Source organism: Segnochrobactrum spirostomi, assembly GCF_009600605.1.
Taxonomy (GTDB): Bacteria; Pseudomonadota; Alphaproteobacteria; order Rhizobiales; family Segnochrobactraceae; genus Segnochrobactrum; species Segnochrobactrum spirostomi.
Map to the genome: position 1 here is coordinate 2,769,499 of NZ_VWNA01000001.1, position 22,022 is coordinate 2,791,520.

The following is a 22,022-nucleotide window of genomic DNA, read 5'->3' on the forward strand; positions in this document are numbered from 1 at the left end:
CGCTGGTCGGACGGCCGTCAGATCAGGCCGTGGACCCGGGCGAGGCTCTGGATGTAGGCGACGCCCTTCTCCAGGATCTCATAGCGGTCCCGGGCGACCGAACGCCAGACGCAGAGCGCGGCGGCGATGTCCGGCGGCAGCGTCACGAAACTCTCGATGACGAGATCGCCCTTGAAGTCGGTCTCGGCGAGGGCGCGGAACACATCGTTCCAATCGATCGTGCCGGTGCCGGGCACGCCGCGGTCGCTCTCCGAGATGTGGAGATAGTTGCAGCGGTCGCCGGCGACGCGCAGGCCGTGGCCGATTCCCTTCTCTTCGATGTTCATGTGGTAAGTGTCGAGGTGGGCGGTGGCGTTCGGCGCGCCGAGCCGGTCCATGAACCACACCGTCTGGGCCGCGGTGTTGATGAGGTGGGTCTCGTAGCGGTTGCAGGCCTCGATGCCGAAGCGGATGCCGTAATCCGCCGCGCGCGCCGCGACCGGCTTCAAGGCCTTCAGGATGTTCTGATATTCGGTCTCGGTCGGGGGCGAGCCGGACTTCCAGCCGAGGGTCGAGAAGGTGACGCCGCCGAAGAAGTCGCAGCCGAGCGCGTGGGCCTTCTCGAGGGCGTTCATCAGGAAGGCCTCGGCCTTCTCCGGATGGTGCGGCGCCGTCACCTCGAAGGGCAGGCAGAGCGAGGCGGTCGGCGTGATGCCGTACTCCTCGAACAGCGCCCGGGAATGGGCGGCGTCGACCGGATCGGGGTCCATCAGCGGCACTTCGATGACCTGAAGGCCGTATTTCGCGGCTTCCGGCACCGCGATTTCGGCGACCTCGCGGGTCCAGGACGGACCCCACAGGCTCGCATGCATGCCGAGGCGGACGTTCGGCTTCGTCTTCGGGGCGTCTGTCATGGGCGTTTCTCCTCGCTGTTGTCGTTGGTGTCCGGCACCGCTCGCGGGCGGGCCGTGTCGTCGTCGCCCGTGAGCGGGCGAAAGGGGTTAGCCGGGCGTGGCGGCGTCGATGACCTCCCGCGTGTGACGCGCAGCGCGTCCGTCGGCGACCGGGGCAATGGCCCGGGTCGAGGCGCGGACTTCGAGGCTGCACGGCAGCCGCAGCCGGAGCGGTGGCCCGGCTTCGCCGGCGAGGCGGCCGACGAGGCGGCGCCAGGCCTCCTCGGCCATGCGGTCGACCGGCTGGCGCACCGCGGTGATCGAGGGCGCGGCGGCGCGCATCCAGGCATAATCGTCGAAGCCGACGAGGGAGACGTCGTCCGGCACCCGGATGGCGAGCCGCGACAGCGCGGCGAGCACGCCGAGGGTCGCGAAGTTCGTCAGGGCGATGATCGCGCTCGGCCGGCCGCGGGCGGCGAGCCAGGCCTCGAGCCGCTCGGCGACGGTGTCGAAGGTGAGCCCGACTTCGATAACCTCCGGCGCGTCCAGACCGGATCGGGAGAAGCCGGCGAAGGCGGCGGCGATGCCGTCGCAGCGCTCGCGGATGTTGGCGAGCGCGAGCGACGAGGCGGCGACGAGAACGCGGGCGTGACCGAGGCCGAGGAGATGGTCCGCCGCGAGCCGCGCCGCGCCCGCATTGTCGACCATCACCGCATCGGCCCAATCGTCGGCGGCGACGCGGTCGACCACGACATACGGAACGCCCGCGGCCTCGATGGTGCGGCGGCCGGGGAAGGCGTCGGTGCTCGGGATCACGATCACGCCGGAGGGCCGCCACGACAGCAGGGCGGCGAGGCGCGCCGCCTCGATCGCCGCGTCGTCGTTCGCGCTCGCGACGATGATGTCGTAGCTCTCGCGGTTCGCCGCCCGTTCGAGGCCGGCGACGATCGAGGTGAAGAACGGATTTTCGAGGCTCGGAACCAACACCGCGACGACCCGCGCCTTGCCGGAGCGCAATTGCGAGGCGGCGCGGTCGATGCGGTAATCGAGGGCGGCTGCGGCGGCGCGCACCCGCTCGGCGAGGACGGGATCGACCGCCTTGCGGCCGCTGAGCACGTTGGAGACGGTCGCCGTCGAGACCCCGGCGCGGGCCGCCACCTCGCGCATCGACACCGGCCCGCGCCCCTTGGGCGCAGGTTCCTCGGTCTCGGGCGGCGCGGGCGTGCGGGACATCGGCGTCCGTAAATCGATTTACGTAAATCGATTTACGGATATCGCAGGCGAACCGTCAAGCGGGGTATGTGAGGGTGTCGACGATGTGTAGTGCCCGTCGATGGGCAACGTTTGGTCTCCCGGAACCTCAAGCTGCAATATCCGGCTAAGGTGCGATGTGGCGCAGATCGATATCGAAAGCCCCGGGGCTTTCGGCGTAGTGGTTTCCCTTCGGATCGATGTAAGCTAGCCAGAACTCGGAGGGGGTGACGCGTATACGCTGACCTGTGGAGATGTGCCCGACTGTGTGAGTCGCGAATATTTTTGGCATTTTCTATCTCGGCCGGACAGCTCCCGGCGTACTCCCAGAACCTCCTTGATTATGCTTTTTCGGAAGTTGGAATGTGCCTTGCACTCCGCGCCGAACCATACATCTCTATAACTTGGATAATCGTTGATTTCATCGACCAGTACTATATCCAGCTCATGTCGACGGCTGCGATCAGTTGCGCGACTAAGTTCCTGCCCGAGCGTATTAAACTCGATATCAACAAAAAGCCAAAGAGTATCCCCATTTGGGGTTTCTACAACGAAATGAGGATCGGATAATTTCAATTTTCCGGGTGCCGCTTTAAACAATAAGCTTCTACCTTTGAATGTTATATTGCATCCTCTATTATGCAGTTCCTGCAGAACTATGCCGAGAACATACAATTCATAAAGTTTTCCACGTGTTAACGTGGAGGGAAGGGGGGTTTTATGTTTCGACCAAGCAGCCCCGTATTTGGAGAATATATTTAGTATATCTTTTTCAGCTTCATGAACGTCCATCAGAATGACATCCCCGGAGTGCGGCGGGCCTCGATCAGCTTCGCTCGTAAGGAGTGTATGTCATCAAGCACCTCGCGAAGATCTGTGGAATGGTCGCTAATTCTCTGATAGCTCACGCCCCGCGATGCGGTAGGCCATATCTCGATTTCCGCGTAATCGGGCCCACTTCCGTCAGTATTTTCATTTATAATTCGAATGGATTTATTATACGTTCCTATATCCTCAGTTAATATGCGACGCTCAAAGGCAGCAAGCATTTCTATCAATAGTTCTTGAGGTGGAATTAAAACGGCTTCATCATCATCCGCATCCGCGCGCAAATAATGGCGCTCTTCAGCTATATCACCATGCCCGATCTGTTGTAGCTGCTCAGTGAGCAGTGCCACGAGATGTAGAAAGTCATCTTCATCCATAATTGCCCCCCCGTGGTGCATTGGGGATTAGAGCAGATTTCTATCTAGGATGGAAGAGGGTGAGTCCTATACATCTCGATGTCGGTTCGCTCTCTGCTTGATTACGTGCGCAGCAAGGAGTCGATAGGTTGCATTTTGCGTCATCGCGATAATATCATCGCGGATGCATTATTATTAGTTAGTATATTCTTGCGTCATAAAGCTAGAAACTTCGCAGTCACAAAGCAGTATGGAATCTTCAGTTTCTGAACCTCTAGAAATATCGAAGACTGACCGAGAATTTCGCATCTGCATGAGAAGCGTTACATTAGGTATATTTATTGGAGCATCTAGCATTGAATGGATGCGCGGTGTTGTCTCAAAGCGATGCCGATAGCCGAAAGGTGGGGCTGACGATAGGATCGTTAACCCCGATTGCGCCGACTCATTCGGATAGAGGTACGCGCCGTCCTCTGCGTTATAGGATTCCGCCTGATCGCCGACGACCTTGCAATCCGCCGCCTCAGTGCCGGAAGTGGCGGACGCCGGTGAAGACCATGGCGAGGCCGTGGGCGTCGGCGGTGGCGATCACCTCGGCGTCGCGCATCGAGCCGCCGGGCTGGATGACCGCCGTCGCGCCCGCCTCGACCGCGGCGAGAAGGCCGTCGGCGAACGGGAAGAAGGCGTCCGAAGCGACCACCGAGCCCCGCGTCGGGCTGTCGGCGAGGCCGGCGGCCTTCGCCGCATCCGCCGCCTTCCAGGCCGCGATGCGGGCGGAATCGACGCGGCTCATCTGGCCCGCCCCGATGCCGACCGTCGCGCCGCCCTTGGCGTAGACGATGGCGTTCGACTTGACGTGCTTGACGATGCGCCAGGAGAACTTGAGGTCGGCGAGTTCGGCCTCGGTCGGCGCCCGCTTGGTGACGACCTTGAGGTCGAGATCGTCGATCACCGCGTTGTCGCGCGACTGCACCAGAAGGCCGCCGGCGAGGGTCTTGGCGACGAGGCCGGCGGCGCGTGGGTCCGGCAGGCCGCCGGCGAGGAGCAGGCGCAGGTTCTTCTTCGCCGCCACGATCTCGATCGCCTCGGCCGTCGCGTCGGGGGCGATGATGACCTCGGTGAAGATCTCGGTGACGAGCGCCGCCGCGGCCGCGTCGAGGGTGCGGTTCAGGGCGACGATGCCGCCGAACGCCGAGACCGGGTCGCAGGCGAGCGCCTTGCGGTAGGCCTCGGCGAGGTCGGCGCCGCGGGCGACGCCGCACGGGTTGGCGTGCTTGATGATCGCGACCGCCGCCGAGGCGGCCGGGTCGAACTCGGCGACGAGCTCGTAGGCGGCGTCGGTATCGTTGAGGTTGTTGTAGGAGAGCGCCTTGCCCTGCACCTGGCGGGCGGTGGCGACGCCGGCGCGGGCCGGCGCGCTGCGGTAGAAGGCGGCCGCCTGATGCGGATTCTCGCCGTAGCGCATCGCCTGGACGAGGGTGCCGCCGAAGCTGACCCAGCGCGGCGCGGTCGGTTCGGCCTCGGCGGCCGCTTCCGTCTCCGCGGCAACCGCGTCGGTCGCCCAGCGCGCGATCGCGGCGTCGTAGGCGGCGGTGCGCGAGAACGCCTTCGCGGCGAGCGCGCGGCGGAACCGGGCGGTCGTCGCGCCGCCATGGCCGTCGAGTTCCGTCAGCACCGCGCCGTAGTCGGCGGGGTCCACCACGACGGAAAGATAAGCGTGGTTCTTGGCGGCGGCGCGGATCATCGCCGGCCCGCCGATGTCGATCGTCTCGATGATCGCTTGCCGCTCGCCGCCCTTCGCCACCGTCTCTTCGAACGGATAGAGATCGATGACGAGGAGGTCGAACACCGGGATGCCGTGGGTCGTCAGCGCCTCGGCATGTTCCGGATCGGCGCGCACGGCGAGGAGACCGCCGTGGACCTTCGGGTGCAGCGTCTTGACGCGGCCGTCCATGATCTCTGGGAAGCCGGTGATGTCGGAGACGTCGATGACCGGAACGCCGGCCGCGGCGATCGCGGCCCGGGTGCCGCCGGTCGACACGAGCTCCACGCCGCGCGCGGCGAGCGTGCGGGCGAAATCGGCGATGCCGGTCTTGTCGGAGACGGAGATCAGCGCGCGGGTGAGCGGCACGCGGTCTGGCGTCGCGATGGATTTGACGGTGACGGACATCGGCGGGGCTCCGGAGGGCGGCGAGGGAGGATCGCGCGCGGGGTAGCACGGATCGCCCGCGGCCGGAACCGCCGCGATGTCAGAACAGCCCTGTCTCTTCCGCAGGGGGGCGGCGGGCCTGCGAGCGGCCCGAGGCCTGTCGCTCGAACCGCCACATGATCTCGCTGATCTCCCCGGTGTGGCCTTGCAGCACGATCTGCTCGGTGCGGCGCAGACCTTGCAGCCCGGAGAGGAAGACCGATTCCTCGAGCCCGATCTCGAGGCCCGGCGCGGTGAACATCCACGCTTCCGAATCCGGGCAGACGATCAGCACCGCCTCGCCGCCGAGCGCCCGGCTCGCCCGCACGCTCGGGTGCAGGTGGAAGCGCACCGCGAAGCGGCGGTCGCCGACCGAGACCTCGTCGGGCGCTGGCAAGAGGCGGTCGAGGCCGTCGAGCCGCTGGCCGTCGAAGGCGAGCGCGAGGGTGCGCTCGTGGACGAGCCCGAAGCGCCCGGCATAGCCGTCGTGGCGGGCGGTGACGACGATGTGGTGCGGCCCGTCCTCGCGCTGGACGTCCGGCGGGTTCGGTCCCTCGACGATCGGCGCGCCGATCCAGCGGGCGAGATCCGGCCGCTCCAGGATGCGCGCAGAAGAGGCGTTCTCGACGACGAGGGTCGAGTGGGCGGCGGTCGAGCGGGCGGCGTGGCGCCATTCGCTGCGGCTCGATGCCGGCGCCCCGCAATTGACCACGATGAGGTTGCCGCGCGAGCCGAACTCGAAGGAGAGGCAGCCGGCGTGGGCGTTGTCGCTGACCGCGATCGGCGGCGGCGCGCCGGTGTCGGCGATGACGAGGGCCGGTCCGGCTTCGAGGCGCTGATAGCCCGAATGGCTGGCGTTCGCCGGGGCCGAGCCGAAGCTGTCGTCGTGGGCGAGCACCGTCGCGACGAGGCCGCGCGGGGTGACGCCCATGCCGTTGAAGTGGGCGAAGCTGCCCTCCGCGTGGCGGAAGAAGCGCAGCATCGGGATCATGCGGTCGATCGAGCCCATCAGCACCGGCGAGGGCGCGATGCCGCGGGCCGAGATCGCCTGACGGATCGGCAACGCATCGACGAGGGCGTCGAGCACCGCGGCGGGGTTGCGCGAGATGTGGCCGCCGTCGGCGAGAATCTGGCGTTCGAGCTCGTGGTCGAGCAGCTTCAGCGCCGCCTTGACGTGGCGGTCCTGTCCGGCGAGCGAAACAGCCGCGGCGGCGAGCGCGAGCGCCGCGGCGAGGCGCGGCATGCCGTCGGGCGTATCGCCGAAGGTCTGGCGCAACAGGCGCACCTGACGGACGAGGGTGCGCAGGAAGCGGTTGTAGAAGCCGCGGTCGCAGCCTTCGAGGATCAGCGGCGACTGGGACAGCCACGACAGCAGGCGGCGGGCGAGCACGTCGGTGCGCCAGGCGATCGCCGGCAACTGCCCCGAGGCGCGGATCCAATCGTCGACGAGGGCGCGGCCGTTCGAGCGCGACAGCGCGCTGTCGGAGGCGCGCAGATGGCGCAGCCAGCCGAAGCCGTGCAGAGCCCGCGCCCAATCCTCCGACGGCGCCGGGACTTCGAACGGCGAGCGGCCGCCGACCTCGACGATCTGGCCGGAAAAGACGAACACGCCCGCATAGATGTCGGAGGCGACGGTCGGATCGGCGGTGCGGATGTCCTGGGGGGCGATCAAGAGGCGGTCGGGCGTGATGCCGACTTGACGCCAGCGGCCGATCGCGGAACGGCGGAGCGAGGCGCGCAGCGACGCGAGCATGCGGGCGGCGACCAGCCGTCCGAGGCGCGCGCGCTTCGCCATGCTCGACGTCATCTCGGCGTCACCCTTTCAGGAGAATCGCGCCCATTCGCGGACGCCGCGAGGGCCCCGCCGCATCCTAGTCCGCGAATGGTTACCAGAGTGGTGCCGCGCGTCACGCTTCGTCCCGCTTCGCCGTGCGGGCCGACGGTGCGCTCGGCCGTCAGCTCGTGCGGCGCAGGCGGGCGGCGAAGAAGCCGTCCCACCCGCCGCGGGAGCCCTCGGTCTCGGCGATCTGGAAGGGCAGCGTGCGCAGGTCGCCGTCCGCGTTGATCGCGTCGGCGATGCCGCCGATCTCCGCAGCCTCGACCGGCACCCGGGCGAAATCGGGATGGCTCGCGAGGAAGGCGGCGATCTGGTCTTCGCCCTCGTCCCGCTCGAGCGAGCAGGTGCAATAGACGAGGAGCCCGCCGGGCGCGACCCAGGCCGCGGCGCGGGCGAGGAGGTCGGCCTGGAGCACCGCGAGCCCGGCGACGTCCTCGGGCCCCTTGGTCAGGGCGATGTCGGGATGGCGGCGCAGCGTGCCGGTCGCCGAGCAGGGCGCGTCGAGGAGCACGCCGTCGAACGTCGTCTCCGGCGCCCACGTCCTCAGATCCGCCTCGACGATCTCGGCCTCGAGGCGAAGACGGGCGAGATTTTCCCGCAGCCGGGCGAGCCGCGCCGCGGATTGATCGACGGCGGTCACCGTGGCACCGGCCGCGGCGAGCGCGGCGGTCTTGCCGCCCGGCGCGGCGCAGAGATCGGCGATGCGCTTGCCCCGCACATCGCCGAAGAGGCGCGGCGGCAGCGCGGCGGCGGCGTCCTGCACCCACCAGGCGCCTTCGAGATAGCCGTCGAGCCGTTCGACGGGGCCGCGCGGCGTCACGCGCACCGCGCCGGTCGGCAGGACCCGGCCGCCGAGCCGTTCGGCCCAGGTCGCAGCGTCGGCCTTGACGCCGAGATCGAGGGCCGCCTCCTGGAGGTGGGCGGCGGCGAGCGCCGCGGCGCCGTCCTCGCCGTAGGCCGCCTGCCAGCGGGCATAGAGCCACGGCGGCGTGTTGAGACGGGTCTCGTCCTGCTCGGCGAGGACGAAGCTCTTCTCCCGGGCGAGCCGGCGCAGCACGCCGTTGACCAGGTTGGCGTGGTGGGTCGCCTGACGGTCGGCGCGGGCGAGATCGACCGCGAGCGACACGGCGGCGTGGTCCGGCACGTCGAGAAAGAGAAGCTGGGCGGCGCCGACGACGAGGATCGCCCGGGCGAGGTGTGCCTTCTGCGGCAGCGGACGGGCCATCATGCGGCCGAGCGCATCCTCGATCTGGCCGATGCGGCGCAGCGAGACGCCGACGATGGCGCGGGCCAGTGCCCGGTCGCGCTCGGGCAGCGCGCCGATGCGGCTGTCGCCCTCGACGGGATCGAGCGCGGCGTCGAGCTGGCGGCCGCCGAGCACGGCATCGACGATGGCCACCGCGGCGGCGCGCGCCGGCAGACCCGGCTTGAGCGCGGGCCGCGAACCGCCGGAGCGGGATGCGTTCGCCGACCGCGGGGGCGCGGCGAGCCGCCGGCGGGCGAGCGGGCGCCGCTCATCCCCAGGGTCCGTTGCTGGAGGAGCCGCGGCCCCAGGGGCCTTCGTCCTCCGACGGGCGGGTTGCGCCACCGGTCCGGGTGCCCCACGGGCCGGACGGACCGGCATCGCCGTCATCGCGCGGCGCCGCGCGGACGCCGGCCGGCATGGCGAAGCCGCCGCTGCCACCGCTGCGATGCGCCAGATCTTCGAGCGCCGCGATGCGGTTCTCCGTCGACGGGTGGGTCGAGAACAGGTTGTCCATCCGCTGGCCGTTCAGGGGATTGATGATGAAGAGGTGGGCGGTCGCGGGATTCGCTTCCGCCTCCGCGTTGACGATCCGATGCGCTCCCCGCTCCAGTTTGGCAAGGGCCGAGGCGAGCCACATCGGGTTGCCGCAGATCTCCGCACCCATGCGGTCGGCGGCATATTCGCGGGTCCGGCTGATCGCCATCTGCACCAGCATCGCGGCGAGCGGCGCCACGATCATCGCCACGATGACGCCGACGAAGCCGAGCGGGTTGTTGTTCTCCCGGTTGCCGCCGAACAGGAAGCCGAAATTGGCGAGCATCGAGATGGCGCCGGCGATCGTCGCCGTGAGCGTCATGATGAGGGTGTCGTGGTGCTTCACGTGGGCGAGCTCGTGGGCCATCACCGCCGCGACCTCCTCCCGGTTCATTATGGCGAGCAGGCCGGTCGTCGCCGCCACCGCGGCGTTGCGCGGGTTGCGGCCGGTCGCGAAGGCGTTCGGCTGCGGCTGGTCGATGATGTAGACGCGCGGCATCGGCAGCTCCGCGCGTCGGGCGAGGGCCTGGACGATGCCGTAGAACTCGGGATGGGTGCGCGCGTCGACCTCCACCGCGCGGTACATGCCGAGCACCATGCGGTCGGCGTTCCAGTAGCTGAACAGGTTCATCGCGAGCGCGATGAGGAAGGCGATCTGCATGCCGCCGACGCCTGCGATGAGGTAGCCGACGCCCATGAAGAGGGCGGTGAGGGCGGCGAGAAGCAAGGCCGTGCGGAAGATGTTCACCGTCGCGGTCTCCGGATCTGGGATCGATGGTTTCGGTCGATATGGGTTCGGGTCGATCGCCCGTGCGGTCTGTGCCGGTGACGGCCGGCTCGGAACGCGCTCCGAAATCGCCTATATGATGGGAACGGTGGCGTTCGCCCGCAAGGAAGCGGGGCACGGCGCGGCCTGTCGCGGCGGCCCTCGGCCGCGGACGCACCCGAGATGAAACGAGGACCGACGATGACGGCGAAGGAAGGTTCCGAGCCCGCGGACGCGGCCCGGCCGCGCGACCCGGCGACGCTGCCCGACGCGGCCCGCCGGGCCCTCGCGGAAGCCGAGGAGCGCCGCCGCACGGCGACTGCCGAGACGCTTCCCAAGGAACTCCACGGCCGCGACGGCCCCGAGCCGGTGCGCTACGGCGACTGGGAAGTGAAGGGCCTCGCCAGCGACTTCTGAGCCCCGAGCGCCCGTCGAGATTCCAAGGGCGGGCGGGTTCTTAGCCGGCTTCGAAGCCCGGCGGGGCCCAGCCCGGGGCGGCGAGTTCGAAGCCTTCGAAGCGGAAGCCCGGCGCCACGGTGCAGCCGACGAGGGTCCAGGGGCCGAGCGAGCGGGCCGCCTGCCAGGCGCTGCGCGGAACGATGCCTTGCGGCCGCTCGCCACGGCCGAGGGCCGGGCCGAGAGTGAGTCGGTCGGCGCGAGTCTGATCGTCCCGAGTCTGGTCGTCCCGAGTCTGGTCGTCCCGAGTCTCGTCGGCGATCTCGAGGAGAAGCGGTGCGCCGGCGTGCCAGTGCCAGATCTCGACCGCATCGACCCGGTGCCAGTGCGACCGTTCGCCGGCGGCGAGCAGAAAATAGATTGCCGTCGAGGCCGCGCGGCCGTCGATCTCGACCGGGTCGCGGAACGTCTCGCAATACCAGCCACCCTCGGGATGGCGTTGCAGCCCGAGAAGGCGGATCACGCTCTCCGCACTGAGCTCTGACAGGTCGGCATGGCCGCCGAGGCCGTCGCCGGCGCGCGGATAGCCGCTGCGGGAGGGATCGTCCGCCGGGTCGCCGCTCATGTGTCCGTGTCCTCGTTCATTTGCAGGCGTCTTTCCTCATTTGCAGGCGCCTTCCCTTACTTGAACGTGTCCTTGGCCCGGCGCACCGCGGCGAACACGGCGGCCGCCGGCTGACCTTCGAGCCCCATCGCCCGGGCGAGGGCGGGCTCGTCGGCGCGCAGGAAGGGGTTCGCCGCCTTCTCCGCCGCCATCGTCACCGGCAGGGTCGGCCGCCCGGCCGCGCGCAGCGCCTCGACCTCGCGGGCGCGGGCGGCGAGGGCCGCGTTGTCGCCGTCGACCGACAGCGCAAAGCGGGCGTTAGAGGCGGTGTATTCGTGGCCGCAATAGACCGACGTGTCGTCCGGCAGGACGCGCTTCAGCGTTTCGAGCGATGCCCACATCATCTCCGGCGTGCCCTCGAAGACGCGGCCGCAGCCGAGCGAAAACAGCGTGTCGCCGGTGAAGGCGAGCTTGGCGGCCGGCAGGAAATAGGACACCTCGCCCAAGGTGTGGCCGGGCGTCGCGATCACCGCGATGTCCAGGCCGCCGATCGCGAACCGGTCGCCGTCGGCGACGGCGCGGTCGAGGGCGGGGAGCTTGTCCGCCTCGGCGGCCGGGCCGATCACCGCGGCGCCGGTTTCGGCGCGCAACAGCGGCACCGCCTGGACATGATCGCCGTGATGGTGGGTGAGGAGCACGTGGCTGAGCCGCCAGCCCTCGGTGCCGAGGGCGGCGCGGATCGGCCCGTCTTCGGGCGCATCGACGAGGATCGTCGCGCCGCTGTCGGGCAGGTGGATCAGCACCGCATAATTGTCGGTGAGGCAGGGGACGAGGCGGACGGTGAAAGCGGTCATCGCGGGCCTTTCGGGTGGCGGGCGCGGGCGGAACCCTAACGGGCGGCGCCGCGGAGAGAAAGCGGGCTCGGCGATCGCCGGGGCGGGGGAGGGGCGGCTGCGGGCGCTTCCGGGCCCGCGGCGCACGGGAGTGTGAAGCCGGGCGGCTCGCCCCGGCGGCGGGTCGGGGTCTGGTCTTGCCGGCCGCGGCCATGCTCTATCGGGCCGCGAGGACGCGCGGGAGCGGGCGATGACGGACGCGGGACGAGGGTCGGTGCGGCGGGCGATCGTGGTGATGGGAGTGAGCGGGGCCGGCAAGACGACGATCGGCCGGGCGCTCGCCGCTAAGGACGGGCTCGCCTTCGTCGACGGCGACGATCTGCACCCGGCCGCCAACGTCGCCAAGATGCAGGCCGGCCATCCCCTCGACGATGAAGACCGCTGGCCGTGGCTCGACCGGGTCGCGGCGACGCTCGCGGATGCGACGGCCTATCCGGCGGGGGTCGTGGTCGCCTGCTCGGCGCTGAGAAAGGTCTATCGCGACCGGCTGCGCGCCGGGGCGCCCGGCATCCGTTTCGTGCTGCTCGATCTGACCGAGGCCGAGGCGCTCGCCCGCGTCGCTCACCGTGCGCACCATTATATGCCGGCGAGCCTCGTCGCGAGCCAGTTCGCCACCCTGGAGCGCCCGGGTCCGGACGAGCCGGATGTGCTCGTCGTCGACGGTACCGGGGCGGTCGCCGCCATCGTCGCGGCCATCGACCGCGCGGTCTGAGCACCCCCTTCTCCCCGCAAGCGGGGCGAAGGGGGGCCCGTTTCTAACTTCGCCTCCCCTTATTTCGACGCCTTGGAGAGCGTCGTCGGGGCCGTGGCGGCGTCGGGCTTGGTGCCGCCCATGCCCGGGAAGGGCGGGGCGTTGGTGTCGAGCGACTTGGCGCTCGGCAGGTCCGCCGTGGTCCAGCCGCCGCCGAGCGCCTCGATCAGCGAGACGCTCGCGGTCAGGCGTTCCTGGCGGATGTTGACCGCCGTCACCGCCGCCGAGAGCGCGGTCTGCTGCGCCGTGATGACGCTCGAATAGGCGACCGTGCCGGCCTTGTATTGGTTCAAGGTCAGGGCTTCCGCCTGCCGGGCCGCGGTAACCGCCTGGTCCTGCACTGCCGCCTGACGGGCGCGGATGCGCAGGGTCGCGAGTTCGTCCTCGACCCCTTGGATGGCGGTCAGCACCGTCTGGCGATAGTTCGCCACGGTCTGGTCATAGGAGGCGCGGGCCGCGTCGACCTGGGCGGTGCGGCCGCCGGCGTCGAGCAGGGTGCCGGCGAGCGTGCCGGCGAACGACCACACGCTCGACGAGGCCTGGAGCAGCTTCGAGAGCGACGCGCTGTCGAAGCCGTAGGAGCCGTTGAGCGTCAGGTCGGGAAAGAAGTTCGCGATGGCGACGCCGATCTGGGCGTTCGCCTGCGCCATCTGCCGCTCGGCCTGGGCGACGTCGGGCCGCCGTTCGAGCAGCGTCGACGGCACGCCCGTGGCGGGGATCGCCGGGATTTTGACCCGTCGGCTCACCGGCTTGATCGAGACTTCGGCCGGAGGCTTGCCGATCAGGACAGCGATCGCGTGTTCGAGCTGGGCGCGGGTGACGCCGACGCTGATCGCCTGGGCCTGGGCGATGCGCAATTGCGCCTCCGCCGAGGCGACGTCGGGCGGCCCCGCGATGCCGGCGGCGGACTGGTTCTGGGTGATCGTCAGCGCGGCCTGATAGCTCGCCGCAGTCTGATCGTAGAGCGCCCTCAGTTCGTCGGCGACGCGCAATTGCAGATAGTTCGAGGCGAGGGTCGATTGGGCGGTGAGCTGGGTGTAGGCGAGCTCGGCCGCGCTCGCCTGGGCGCTCGCGATGTCGCCCTCGACGGTGCGCCGGGTGCCGCCCCAGATGTCGGGCGTCCACGTGCCCTTGGCGGAGAGGCCGAATTCGTTCGAGGCGGTGCCGCCGCCGCCGGTGCTGACCACCGTGCCGGTGCCCGTGGAGGTGCCGCTGACGACTTTGTCGCCACCGCCGCTGCCGCTACGGGTGCCCGATCCCGAGCCGGACAGCGTCGGGAACAGGCTGGAGCGGGCTTCCTGCACCACCGCGCGGGCCTGGGCATAGGCGGCCTGATAGGCGCGGACATTCTGGTTGTTGACCGCAACCTGGGCTTCGAGCGCGTCGAGCACCGGGTCGTTGTAGATTGTCCACCACGCCGCCGGCATCGCCGTGTCGTCGGGCGCGCCGACCTTCCAGCCCTTCGGCGGCTTCGCCGCCTCCTTGAAGGCCGCCGACAAGGGCGCGTCCGGCCGCTGATAATTGGGGCCGACGGCGCAAGCCGACAGGATGAGTGCCGCCACGCTCACCGTGGCGGCCCGGACGGAGGCGGGCGTCTTCATGCATCGACCTCGGAGGGACGCGCGGGCGGGATCGGTTTGCGGGAGCTGGGCTTGCGGGACCACAGCCGGCGGACCCGTCCGCCGAGCCGGTCCAGATAGAGATAGACGACGGGGGTCGTATAGAGGGTCAGCGCCTGGCTCAGGATCAGGCCGCCGATGATGGCGATGCCGAGCGGCCGGCGCATCTCGCCGCCCTCGCCGAACGACAACGCGAGGGGAAGCGCGCCGAGGAGCGCCGCCATCGTCGTCATCATGATCGGGCGGAAGCGCATCAGGCAGGCTTCGCGGATCGCCGCGTGCGGGCTGCGGCCATGGGTGCGCTCTTCGGTCAGGGCGAAGTCGATCATCATGATCGCGTTCTTCTTCACGATGCCGATCAGGAGGAACACCGCAATCAGGGCGACGACGCTGAATTCCGTGCCGGTGATGAGAAGCGCGAGCACCGCGCCGACGCCGGCCGACGGCAGCGTCGAGAGGATCGTGAGCGGATGGACGTAGGATTCGTAGAGGACGCCGAGCACGATATAGACCGCCGCGAGGGCGGCGAGGATCAGAAGGCCCTGATTGCCGGACGATTGCTGGAAGATCATCGCGTTGCCGGCGAAGGCGCCGTGCACCTCGGTCGGCAGGTGGATCGCGGCGGCGGCCTGATCGATCGCCGTCACCGCGTCGCTGAGCGAGCGGCCCGGTGCCAGGTTGAAGGAGATGGTGGCGGCGGCGAACTGGCCCTGGTGATTGACCGACAGCGGGGCCTCGGCCGGAGCGAAGCGCGCGAAGGCCGACAGCGGCACCATGGTGCGGGCGCTCGTGGTCACCGAGGCGCCGGTCGAGGCGCCGCTCTTCGTCGTGTTGGCGAGCTGGTTGGTGCGCTGGTTGGCGGCGCTCTCCTCGGCCACCGCGGCGGCGGTGCCGGCGTCCGAGGTCGACGAGGTCGAGGATGCCGAGGCGGCGGCGGTTGTCGGGACGGTGGTGTCGATGGTGTTGGTCGAGGCGGTGCCGCTGGTGCTGCCGGACGTCGCCACATAGATGGCGTCGAGCGTCGACGGGTCCTGCCAGAAGCGCGGCGCGAGCCCCATCACCACATGGTACTGGTTGAGCGGGTTGTAGATGGTCGAGACCTGCCGCTGGCCGAACGCGTCGTAGAGCGTGTTGTCGATCTGGCTCATGTTGATGCCGAGCCGGGCGGCGCTGTCGCGATCGACGTCGATGTCGATTTCGAGCCCCTTGACCTGCTGATCGGAATTGACGTCGGCGAGCACCGGGCTCTTCTCCAGCGCCTCGGTGAGGCGCGGCGCCCAGGTGCGCAGCGCGGCGAGGTCGTCGGAGAGCAGGGTATATTGATAGGCGGCGTTGGCCTGCCGCCCGCCCGCCCGCATGTCGCCGGCCGATTGCAGGAACATGGTGGCGCCGGGCACGCTCTTGAGCTTGCCGCGGAGCCGCGCGATCACCCCGTCGGTCGAAATCTTGCGCACGTCGAGCGGTTTCAACTGGATGAAGGCGTAGCCGGTGTTGGTTGCCTGGCCGCCGGTATAGGCGACCACGTTGTCGACCGCCGGATCGCTCTTCAAAAGCGAGACGAAGGCGTCGAGCTTCTGCCGCATGCTCTGGAACGAGGTGCTCTGGTCGGCCTGGAGGCCGCCCATGATGAGGCCGGTATCCTCCGACGGCAGGAAGCCCTTCGGCACCACGGCGAATAGGTACACGTTGAGCCCGATGGTGACGAACAGGACGAGCATCATGAACGGCCCGCGGGCGAGCGCCCAATCGAGCGAGCGGCGATAGCCCGCCTGGAGCGCGTCGAAGCCCCGGCGGCTCGCCCGCGCGAACCCGTTCTCCCGCCGCGTGGTCGCGTGCGCCGCCGGGTTGATGAAGCGCGCGCACATCATCGGCGTCAGCGTCAGCGAGACGAACAGCGAGACGAGCACCGTCGCCGACAGGGTGACGGCGAATTCCCAGAACAGGCGGCCGATCATGCCGCCCATCAGGAGCATCGGTAGAAAGACCGCGACGAGCGAAAGGCTCATCGACAGCACGGTGAAGCTCACCTCCCGCGCGCCGACAAGCGCCGCCTCGAGCCGCGGCATGCCGCGCTCGACATAGCGCGAGACGTTCTCGAGCACGACGATGGCGTCGTCGACGACGAAGCCGGTCGCGACCGTGATCGCCATCAGCGAGAAATTGTCGAGGCTGAAATCGAACAGGTACATCACGCCGAAGGTGCCGATCAGCGAGACCGGCACGGCGACGCTCGGGATCATCGCGGCGCGCAGATCGCGCAGGAAGGCGTAGACGACGACGATGACGAGCCCGACCGAGATCATCAGCGTGCGTTCGATCTCGCGCATCGAGGCGCGGATGGTGCTGGTGCGGTCCATCGCCACCACCATCTCGATGTCGGCGGGGATGGAGGCCTGGAGTTCGGGGAGGAGCGCGCGGACGCGATCCACCGTCTCGATGATGTTGGCGCCCGGCGAGCGGGAGACCATCAGGATCACCGACGCCTTGCCGTTGCTGACGCCCTGATTGCGCAGGTCCTCGACGGAATCCTCGACATCGGCGACGTCGGAGAGCCGCACAGCCGCGCCGTCGCGGTAGGCGATGACGAGGGAGCGATATTGCGAGGCCTTGCGGGCCTGGTCGTTGGCGAGGATCTGGTAGCGCTGGTCGCCGATCTCGATGGCGCCCTTCGGGCTGTTGGCGTTCGCCGCTGCGAGCGCCGCGCGCACGTCCTCGAGGCTGATGCCGTACTTGAACAGGGCATGCGGGTTGATGTTGACGCGCACCGCCGGCAGCGAACTGCCGCCGATCGTGACCTGACCGACGCCCTCGACCTGGGAGAGCTTCTGCTGAAGCACGGTCGCGGCGCTGTCGTAGAGGTCGCCGACGCTGAGGGTGTTGGAGGTCAGCGAGAGAATCAGGATCGGCGCGTCGGCCGGGTTCACCTTGCGGTAGGTGGGGTTGCTCTTGAGGCTCGCCGGCAGATCTTGCCGCGCCGCGTTGATGGCCGCCTGCACGTCGCGGGCGGCGCCGTCGATGTCGCGGCTGAGGTCGAACTGGAGGACGACGCGGGTCGAGCCGACCGAGCTCGTCGAGGTGATTTCGTCGACACCGGCGATTGAGCCGAGATGACGTTCGAGCGGGGTCGCCACGCTCGTCGCCATCGTCTCCGGGCTCGCGCCCGCCATCGAGGCCTGGACCATGATGGTCGGGATATCGATCTGCGGCAGCGGCGCGACCGGCATCAGGAAGAATGCCACGGCACCCGCGAGGGTGATCGCGGCCGACAGGAGCGTGGTGGCGACCGGGCGCCGGATGAACGGCGCGACGATGTTCACGGCGCCGTCTCCGTCGCCGCGCCGGTCGAGGGGCGGCCGCCGAGGCGGCGCGCAAGGCCGTCGAACAGGAGATAGATGACCGGCGTCGTGAAGAGGGTCAGGAGCTGGCTGACGATGAGGCCGCCGACGATGGCGACGCCGAGCGGCTGGCGCAGCTCCGATCCCGTGCCGGTGCCGAGCATCAGCGGCAGCGCGCCGAGGAGCGCCGCCATCGTCGTCATCAGGATCGGGCGGAAGCGCAGCAGACAGGCTTGATGGATCGCCGCCCGCGGCGACAGCCCGCCGTGGCGCTCCGCATCGAGGGCGAAGTCGATCATCATGATCGCGTTTTTCTTCACGATGCCGATCAGGAGCACGATGCCGATGATGCCGATGATGTCGAGATTGTCGTGGGCGAGCATCAGCGCGGCGAGCGCCCCGACGCTCGCCGAGGGCAGCGTGGAGAGGATCGTGATCGGGTGGATGAAGCTCTCGTAGAGAATCCCGAGCACGATATACATCGTCACCACGGCGGCGAGGATGAGCAGAAGCTCGTTGTCGAGGGATTGCTGGAAGGCGAGCGCAGCACCCTGGAAGCGCGTCACCATGCCCGCCGGCAGGCCGAGGTCGGTCTGAACCTTCTCGATCGCCGTCACCGCCTCGCCGAGGGAGACGCCCGCCGCAAGGTTGAACGAGACCGTGACCGCGGGGAACTGGCCGATATGGTTGATCGAAAGCGTGGTCGGCTCTTCCGTCACCGTGGAGATCGCCGAGAGCGGCACCTGACCTGAACTCGACGACGGCAGATAGATCGAATCGAGCGCCTTGAGGGATTGGATCAGGCCGGGATCGGCTTCGAGGATCACCCGGTACTGGTTCGCCTGGGTGAAGATGGTCGAGACGATGCGCTGGCCGAAGGAATCGTAGAGCGCGTTGTCGATGGTCGCCGCGGTGATACCGAAGCGCGCGGCGGTGTCGCGATCGATCGTGATGTAGGCCGATAGCCCCTTGTCCTGGAGGTCGGAGACGACGTCTTCGATCTCGGGGAGCGTCGACAGCCGCTCGACGAGCTGCGGCACCCATTTGGCGAGGGCGTCGGAATCGGCGTTCTCGATCAGGAACTGGTACTGGCCCTTGGCGAGGCTGGAATCGACCGAGAGATCCTGCACCGGCTGCATCGTCAGCGTGATGCCCGGCACCTTTTCGGCGGCGACGTCGAGGCGCCGGATCACCTCGCTCACCGTGCCCGTTCGCTCGTCCCGCGGCTTCAGGTTGATGAGCATCCGCCCGCTGTTGAGCGTCAGGTTGGAGCCGTCCACGCCGATGAACGAGGTCAGGCTATCCACGTCCGGATCGGCGAGGACGACGCGGGAGAGTGCCTCCTGACGCTCGGCCATGCCCCCGTAGGAGATCGATTGCGTCGCCGTCGTCATGCCCTGGATCAGGCCGGTGTCCTGGACGGGGAAGAAGCCCTTCGGGATGACGACATAGAGGAAGGCCGTGAGCGCCATCGTGCCGAAGGCGACCGTCAGGGTGAGCACGCGTCGGTCGAGCACCCAATCGAGGGCGTGGCCGTAGCCCGCGATGATCGCGTCGAAGCCGCGCTCGGCCGCACGGCCCAGGCGGGTCTGGCGGCGGGTCGAGCGGTGGCGCAGCAGCTTCGCGCACATCATCGGAACGAGCGTCAGCGACACCACGGCCGAGATCAGGATGGTGACCGCGAGCGTGATCGCGAACTCGCGGAACAGCCGCCCCACCACGTCGCCCATGAAGAGGAGCGGGATCAGCACCGCGATCAGCGACACGGTGAGCGAGACGATGGTGAAGCCGATCTGCGCGGAGCCCTTGAGGGCGGCGGCGAGCGGGCTCTCGCCCTCCTCGATATAGCGGGCGATGTTCTCGATCATCACGATGGCGTCGTCGACGACGAAGCCGGTCGCGATGGTGAGCGCCATCAGGGACAGGTTGTTGAGGCTGAAGCCGCAGAGATACATCACCGCGAAGGTGCCGACGAGGGAGAGCGGCACCGACAGGCTCGGGATGATCGTCGCCGGGACGTTGCGCAGGAACACGAAGATCACCGCGACGACGAGGACGACCGAGAGGCCGAGTTCCTTCTGCACGTCGGAGACCGAGGCGCGGATGGTCGTGGTGCGGTCGGTGACGACGGCCACTTGCACCGCTGCCGGCAGGCTCGCCTCGAGTTGCGGCAGCAGCGCCTTGATGTCGTCGACGACCGAAATGACGTTCGCGCCGGGCTGACGCTGGATGTTGACGAGGACCGCCGGCGTCGTGTCGCTCCAGGCCGCGAGCTTGTCGTTCTCGCCCCCTCGACCACGTCGGCGACGTCGGAGAGGCGCACCGCGGCGCCGTTGCGGTAGGCGATGACGATGTCGCGATAATCGGAGGCTTTGCGGATCTGGTCGTTGGCGCGGATCGTGTAGGCGCGCTGGGGACCGTCGAAATTGCCCTTCGGCGTGTTGACGTTGGCGTTGCCGATGGTGGTCCGCAGATCGTCGATGTTGAGGCCGTAGGCGGCGAGGGCGCGCAGGTTGGCCTTGACCCGCACCGCGGGGCGCTGGCCGCCGGCGAGCGAGACGAGCCCGACGCCGGAGACCTGGGAGATCTTCTGGGCGAGCCGGGTGTCGGTGAGGTCCTGGACGTCGGTGAGCGGCAGCGTCTTGGAGGTCACCGCGAGGGTCAGGATCGGCGCGTCGGCGGGATTGACCTTGGCGTAGATCGGCGGCGCGGGCAGGTCGGACGGCAGCAGGTTGTCGGCCGCGTTGATCGCCGCCTGGACCTCCTGCTCCGCGAGATCGAGGCTGATGTCGAGGTTGAACTGGAGCGTGATGACCGAGGCGCCGGCGGCGCTCGTCGAGGACATCTGCTTCAGGTTCGACATCTGCCCGAGCTGGCGTTCGAGCGGCGCGGTGACGGAAGTCGTCATCACGTCCGCGCTGGCGCCCGGATAGAAGGTCTGCACCTGGATGGTCGGATAATCGACCTCCGGCAGCGCCGAGACCGGCAGATAGAGAAAGCCCATCGCGCCGCACAGAAGCACGGCGATCATCAGAAGCGTCGTCGCGACCGGGCGCAGGATGAAGGGACGTGAGGGGTTCATCGTTGGAACCCCGCTCAGGGCGGTCCCGGAGGGCCGGGGGGCGGGCCGGCGCTGTCGTCGGTCGCGACGGAGGCCTTCTTCTTGTGGTGACCGGCCTTCGCCTTGCCGGTGGCGGCTTGGTCCGTGGCGGTCTCCGCGGCGCCGCCGTCCTCGGTCGGGATCACGACTTCCGACCCCTCTTTGAGCTTGTCGGCGCCGTCGGTGACGACCTTGTCGCCGGTGGCGAGGCCATCGAGGATGGCGACGCGGCCGCCATAGGAGGGACCGAGCGTGACCTTGCGCACCGAAACCGTGTCTTCGGCGGAGATCAGGTACACGAACGTGCCGGGCGCGCCGCGCTGGATCGCGGTGTCGGGCACCGTCACCACACCCGCCGCCGTGGAGACGAGCAGCGTCACGTTCACGAAGGCGTTCGGAAAGAGCTTCTCGTCGGTGTTGGCGAACACGGCGCGCAGCTTGGCCGTCCCGGTCGTGGTGTCGATCTCGTTGTCGATGCTCTGGAGTGTGCCGGTCGCGATCACGGTGCGGCGGGCGCGGTCGTAGAGGGTGGCCTTGAGCGGGCCCTTGGCGAAGGCTTCGCGTACCGGGGCGAGGCTGTCCTCCGGCAGGGTGAAGACGACCGAGATCGGCTCCATCTGGGTGATGACGACGATGCCCGTGGTGTCGCCGGCGGCGATGTAGTTGCCCTCGTCGATCTTGCGCAGGCCGACCCGGCCGGTGATCGGCGAGGTGATGGTGGTGTAGTCGAGATTGACCTGCGCGGCCTCGACCTGCGCCTGATCGGACTGAACCGTGCCCTCATATTGGGCGACCTCGGACTTGGTCGTGTCCAATTGCTGCTTGGCGACCGAGTTCTGGGCGACCAGCGTCTGGTAGCGGACGAGATCGACCTTGGCGTTGTCGAGGATCGCCTGGTCCTTGGCGAGCTGCCCTTTCATCTGGTCGAGCGTCGCCTGATAGGAGCGCGGGTCGATCTGCGCGAGCAGGTCGCCCTTCTTGACGAGCTGGCCTTCGGTGAAGGCGATCTTGATGATCTGGCCACTCACCTGGGGCTTCACCGTGACGGTGGCGAGCGGGGTCACGGTGCCGAGCGCATCCACGGTGACGGGGATGTTGCCGACCTCCGCCGTCGCCGCGGCGACGGGCATCTCCCCGCGCGCGGCGAAGCGGCCGGTGTGCTGAGCCGGTGGGGCCGGGCGGAAATGCCAGACGATCCCCCCGACCGCCGCTCCGAGGACGATGACCGCGAGGAGCGTCGAACGCCACCCGGACGAACGCCGGGGGCGGCGCGTGGCGGCGGGTGGGGCCCCTTCGCCATCGTCCTTGCGGAGGAGTTCGCTGCGCGGATGGTCGAGTGTCGTCATGGAACGCTGTTACCGAGACCGGTCTGTTGTCCAGGGTGAACGCCGCACGGGGGCGGCGACCTACGCGGCCGCGACGGGAGAGCCCCGGGAGCGGCTGCGG

The 22,022-nt window shown here is 68.8% G+C and carries 15 protein-coding genes and 1 pseudogene; 2 read left to right on the top strand and 14 right to left on the bottom strand.

Annotated features, from left to right (window positions below):
- Nucleotides 1-17: 17 nt before the first annotated feature.
- From F0357_RS12460 to htpX, 8 genes are all read right to left on the bottom strand, one after another.
- Nucleotides 18-893, bottom strand: a complete 876-nt coding sequence (locus F0357_RS12460) for a sugar phosphate isomerase/epimerase family protein (protein ID WP_153482001.1) — start codon at nucleotides 891-893, stop codon at nucleotides 18-20.
- Nucleotides 894-980: 87 nt separating this feature from the next.
- Nucleotides 981-2,105, bottom strand: coding sequence for a LacI family DNA-binding transcriptional regulator (locus F0357_RS12465; protein WP_153482004.1), 1,125 nt, complete (start codon nucleotides 2,103-2,105; stop codon nucleotides 981-983).
- Nucleotides 2,106-2,330: 225 nt separating this feature from the next.
- A complete protein-coding gene (locus tag F0357_RS12470; protein ID WP_153482007.1) occupies nucleotides 2,331-2,915 on the bottom strand; it encodes a hypothetical protein in 585 nt (194 codons plus the stop codon).
- Nucleotides 2,915-3,328: a hypothetical protein gene (locus F0357_RS12475; protein WP_153482010.1), complete on the bottom strand. Its 414-nt coding sequence runs from the start codon at nucleotides 3,326-3,328 to the stop codon at nucleotides 2,915-2,917. Before F0357_RS12475 ends, F0357_RS12470 begins: the two co-directional genes overlap by 1 nt.
- Before the next feature lie 502 nt (nucleotides 3,329-3,830).
- On the bottom strand, nucleotides 3,831-5,477 hold the full coding sequence (purH, locus tag F0357_RS12480; protein WP_153482013.1) for a bifunctional phosphoribosylaminoimidazolecarboxamide formyltransferase/IMP cyclohydrolase: 1,647 nt from the start codon (nucleotides 5,475-5,477) through the stop codon (nucleotides 3,831-3,833).
- Nucleotides 5,478-5,556: 79 nt separating this feature from the next.
- Nucleotides 5,557-7,290, bottom strand: coding sequence for a heparinase II/III family protein (locus tag F0357_RS12485; RefSeq protein WP_246161448.1), 1,734 nt, complete (start codon nucleotides 7,288-7,290; stop codon nucleotides 5,557-5,559).
- Nucleotides 7,291-7,450: 160 nt separating this feature from the next.
- Nucleotides 7,451-8,731, bottom strand: coding sequence for an RsmB/NOP family class I SAM-dependent RNA methyltransferase (locus F0357_RS12490; protein WP_312861565.1), 1,281 nt, complete (start codon nucleotides 8,729-8,731; stop codon nucleotides 7,451-7,453).
- Between the two features lie 115 nt (nucleotides 8,732-8,846).
- Nucleotides 8,847-9,860, bottom strand: coding sequence for a zinc metalloprotease HtpX (gene htpX, locus F0357_RS12495; protein WP_312861566.1), 1,014 nt, complete (start codon nucleotides 9,858-9,860; stop codon nucleotides 8,847-8,849).
- A 219-nt stretch (nucleotides 9,861-10,079) separates the two neighbouring features.
- Here htpX and F0357_RS12500 point away from each other — a divergent pair, with 219 nt between their 5' ends.
- Nucleotides 10,080-10,295 carry a DUF1674 domain-containing protein gene (locus F0357_RS12500; protein WP_208948311.1) on the top strand — a complete coding sequence of 72 codons (216 nt, stop codon included), beginning with the start codon at nucleotides 10,080-10,082 and terminating at the stop codon, nucleotides 10,293-10,295.
- A gap of 40 nt (nucleotides 10,296-10,335) precedes the next feature.
- On the opposite strand, the gene F0357_RS12505 is transcribed toward F0357_RS12500, so the two are convergent.
- Both F0357_RS12505 and gloB read right to left on the bottom strand, forming a co-directional pair.
- The gene (locus tag F0357_RS12505; RefSeq protein ID WP_153482035.1) at nucleotides 10,336-10,899 is read right to left on the bottom strand and encodes a cupin domain-containing protein; all 564 of its coding nucleotides are present in this window, start codon (nucleotides 10,897-10,899) and stop codon (nucleotides 10,336-10,338) included.
- 56 nt (nucleotides 10,900-10,955) lie between these two features.
- Entirely contained in the window at nucleotides 10,956-11,732 is a 777-nt protein-coding gene (gene gloB / locus F0357_RS12510; protein ID WP_153482044.1) for a hydroxyacylglutathione hydrolase, read from the bottom strand.
- Nucleotides 11,733-11,961: 229 nt separating this feature from the next.
- Between gloB and F0357_RS12515 the strand changes: the two genes are divergently transcribed.
- Nucleotides 11,962-12,483, top strand: coding sequence for a gluconokinase (locus tag F0357_RS12515; protein WP_153482048.1), 522 nt, complete (start codon nucleotides 11,962-11,964; stop codon nucleotides 12,481-12,483).
- A gap of 59 nt (nucleotides 12,484-12,542) precedes the next feature.
- Here the strand turns inward: F0357_RS12515 and F0357_RS12520 are convergent, their stop codons facing one another.
- The 4 genes and pseudogenes from F0357_RS12520 to F0357_RS12535 all read right to left on the bottom strand — a co-directional run bounded on the left by F0357_RS12520 (nucleotide 12,543) and on the right by F0357_RS12535 (nucleotide 21,922).
- Nucleotides 12,543-14,123 (bottom strand): efflux transporter outer membrane subunit, encoded by a 1,581-nt coding sequence (locus F0357_RS12520; protein WP_153482056.1) that lies wholly within the window; start codon nucleotides 14,121-14,123, stop codon nucleotides 12,543-12,545.
- Nucleotides 14,120-17,458: an efflux RND transporter permease subunit gene (locus F0357_RS12525; protein ID WP_312861567.1), complete on the bottom strand. Its 3,339-nt coding sequence runs from the start codon at nucleotides 17,456-17,458 to the stop codon at nucleotides 14,120-14,122. Before F0357_RS12525 ends, F0357_RS12520 begins: the two co-directional genes overlap by 4 nt.
- Nucleotides 17,455-20,558 (bottom strand): annotated as a pseudogene (locus F0357_RS12530) (MdtB/MuxB family multidrug efflux RND transporter permease subunit). The gene F0357_RS12525 and the pseudogene F0357_RS12530 overlap by 4 nt, the downstream one beginning before the upstream one ends.
- A gap of 14 nt (nucleotides 20,559-20,572) precedes the next feature.
- Nucleotides 20,573-21,922, bottom strand: a complete 1,350-nt coding sequence (locus F0357_RS12535; protein ID WP_153482066.1) for an MdtA/MuxA family multidrug efflux RND transporter periplasmic adaptor subunit — start codon at nucleotides 21,920-21,922, stop codon at nucleotides 20,573-20,575.
- Nucleotides 21,923-22,022: the final 100 nt, after the last annotated feature.

Bases quoted from the DNA above. Each gene is read 5' to 3' on its own strand.
- F0357_RS12520 (WP_153482056.1), bottom strand. From the start codon at position 14,123: ATGAAGACGCCCGCCTCCGTCCGGGCCGCCACGGTGAGCGTGGCGGCA.
- F0357_RS12515 (WP_153482048.1), top strand. From the start codon at position 11,962: ATGACGGACGCGGGACGAGGGTCGGTGCGGCGGGCGATCGTGGTGATG.
- F0357_RS12535 (WP_153482066.1), bottom strand. From the start codon at position 21,922: ATGACGACACTCGACCATCCGCGCAGCGAACTCCTCCGCAAGGACGAT.
- F0357_RS12500 (WP_208948311.1), top strand. From the start codon at position 10,080: ATGACGGCGAAGGAAGGTTCCGAGCCCGCGGACGCGGCCCGGCCGCGC.
- F0357_RS12460 (WP_153482001.1), bottom strand. From the start codon at position 893: ATGACAGACGCCCCGAAGACGAAGCCGAACGTCCGCCTCGGCATGCAT.
- F0357_RS12505 (WP_153482035.1), bottom strand. From the start codon at position 10,899: ATGAGCGGCGACCCGGCGGACGATCCCTCCCGCAGCGGCTATCCGCGC.
- F0357_RS12475 (WP_153482010.1), bottom strand. From the start codon at position 3,328: ATGGATGAAGATGACTTTCTACATCTCGTGGCACTGCTCACTGAGCAG.
- F0357_RS12465 (WP_153482004.1), bottom strand. From the start codon at position 2,105: ATGTCCCGCACGCCCGCGCCGCCCGAGACCGAGGAACCTGCGCCCAAG.
- F0357_RS12470 (WP_153482007.1), bottom strand. From the start codon at position 2,915: ATGGACGTTCATGAAGCTGAAAAAGATATACTAAATATATTCTCCAAA.
- purH (WP_153482013.1), bottom strand. From the start codon at position 5,477: ATGTCCGTCACCGTCAAATCCATCGCGACGCCAGACCGCGTGCCGCTC.
- gloB (WP_153482044.1), bottom strand. From the start codon at position 11,732: ATGACCGCTTTCACCGTCCGCCTCGTCCCCTGCCTCACCGACAATTAT.
- F0357_RS12485 (WP_246161448.1), bottom strand. From the start codon at position 7,290: ATGGCGAAGCGCGCGCGCCTCGGACGGCTGGTCGCCGCCCGCATGCTC.